The sequence below is a fragment of the Psychroflexus sp. MES1-P1E genome, assembly GCF_002836055.1.
Classification (GTDB): Bacteria; Bacteroidota; Bacteroidia; order Flavobacteriales; family Flavobacteriaceae; genus Psychroflexus.
Window position 1 is genome coordinate 1 of record NZ_PJBS01000251.1, and the last position, 2,162, is coordinate 2,162.

General features: G+C 31.1%; 2 protein-coding genes. Both read left to right on the forward strand.

The genetic code is table 11. The annotated features are described in order from the left end of the window. The first annotated feature begins 20 nt into the window (after positions 1-20). On the forward strand, positions 21-1,070 hold the full coding sequence (locus CXF67_RS09450; protein WP_102088537.1) for an SMI1/KNR4 family protein: 1,050 nt from the start codon (positions 21-23) through the stop codon (positions 1,068-1,070). A gap of 175 nt (positions 1,071-1,245) precedes the next feature. Next, on the forward strand, positions 1,246-2,127 hold the full coding sequence (locus CXF67_RS09455) for a tetratricopeptide repeat protein (RefSeq protein WP_219621034.1): 882 nt from the start codon (positions 1,246-1,248) through the stop codon (positions 2,125-2,127). Positions 2,128-2,162: the final 35 nt, after the last annotated feature.

The window sequence follows — 2,162 nt, forward strand, 5'->3', positions numbered from 1 at the left end:
GCGGTAATTAAAAAAAACATATGATAGAAGATATTTGGAAACAATCCGCAAAAGGATTTACTGATGAAAGTATCGGGAGAACGGAAGAACAAATCGTTCAAAAAGAAACCGAAATCGGATTTAAATTTCCAAGTCTATACAGGGAACATTTGAAAATCCAAAACGGAGGTTATGTCTGGAAAAGTGCACTAATTCATAACAAAGAAGTGAACGAACTATTGTATAATGGTTCTACAATTGACCCAATAATAAATCACGGTGGTTATAGCACTCTGAAAGACGTTCTACTTGAATATATGGACAAAGAAGAACTTGAAAACTCTTCTGAATTCGACTTTCTAAATTTAGACCGACTTCCTATACTTTCGCATATGGATGGACACACAATGTTGTGTTTTGATTACGGATATAATGTGGAAAAAGAATATAAAGAACCTCAAATATCTTATTTTGAACTTGAATGTGCTGAAAACGGATTTGAGGAAAGACTGAGGGTAAATTCATATGAAGAACTAATTGAAAATCTAGTCTATTATGGTTACGAATCAACATCATTTTATATAGGCTTAAAATCCGACAAAAGCATTGAAGAAATAACCGAACAATTCTATCAAGTTTACAACGAGAGATTGGAATTAAATGAAGATGATGGATATGGCTGGTATAATTTCAAAAAATGGTTTTCAGGAAAATTAGATATAAACTATTCCCTTTCGGTTAGAGTGAAATTAACACCTAACCAATTTTTAAGTAAAACTTATTTATTGCAAAACCATAAAGAATACAATTACATCCTTGAGATTGATTTAAGAACTGGAGTTGAATCCTTTGGAGATAATTCAGACTTCACTAAACCAATTATTGAAGAGAAAATGAAACCTTTGTTAAACTCATTTGATTGGAAATTTCTATTAATTCCTTACAACAAAGAAAATTCTGAGGAACTAATAAAACTAAAAAAGAAAATTAATACAACAGAAAATGACAAGCCAACCAAAGAAAAACTACCGCCAACAATGGCTATAGTTAATAAGGGTTTTTGGCATAAAATTAAAGGTCTGTTCAAGTAATAAAGTCCGCCAAAACTTTTGATTTGGCTTTAAAAAAAAAATAAAACAAAATAAAAAGTTTTGGCTAAGTGCTTAATTGAAAGATTATTACTTTTTAATCCCTTACTAACCATAGCCTAGACGTTACCTGCAAGCTGAAAAAAACTAAATGAGAAATCTATTAATAATAATCTTAATGCTAAAATTTTTAACTGGTTGGGGACAAAATAAGAATGAAGACAAATTCATTACTTGGGAACAATTCACTCAAAATTTCGGAAAAGAGATGGTTTCCGCTCAAGATGTATTCAATAATATGCAAAAAAGTGGAGTAAGTGATTTTTCTTTGGCAAAATTTGACTTTCATTTTGTTTCTAACTCAAAAGATAAACTTGAAAAGCTTCAAGAATTTCTTAACGAACATTACCCTTATGAAATCAAATCCATTAAGAAAATCAAAAAAGGACTTTGGGAATTAAATGGAGAAACTAATGAGATACCTATAACGGAGGATAATTTACTTTATTGGGGTTTAGATATGTATAAAAGAGGTTATGAATTTGATGCAAAACTTGACGGTTATGGTGCGCCATTTGACCCGAAAAATCAAAAATTCCCCAATTTCGATAAAGGAAAAGAAGATTATTATTTCAACAAAGGACTTGAATGTTATAATTCTGGAGATTTAAGTGGAGCAATATTTAATTGGACAATTTGCATTAAAATCAATCCGAAAGACCCGAATTCGTACTATTCAAGAGCAATAGTAAAAAATGAGCTTTATACTTGGAAACCATCAATAGCTGATTATGACAAAGCCATAGAAATTGCACCTGACTTTATAGATGCAATCGTAAATCGCGGGTCAGTAAAAGACGAAAATGGCGATTATGAAGGGGCTCTGAACGATTATGAAAAAGCTTTAAAGTTAAAGCCAAATGACGCTATGACTTATTTTAATATTGGTAACACGAAATATAACCAAGAGAAAAAATCAGAGGCTTGCGAAAATTGGAAGAAAGCAAAGGAATTAGGAGCTGAATATGCACAAGAACGAATTAATGAAAGATGCAAATAAAGCCAGCAGGTAACAATGTATAAAAAACATAGGGC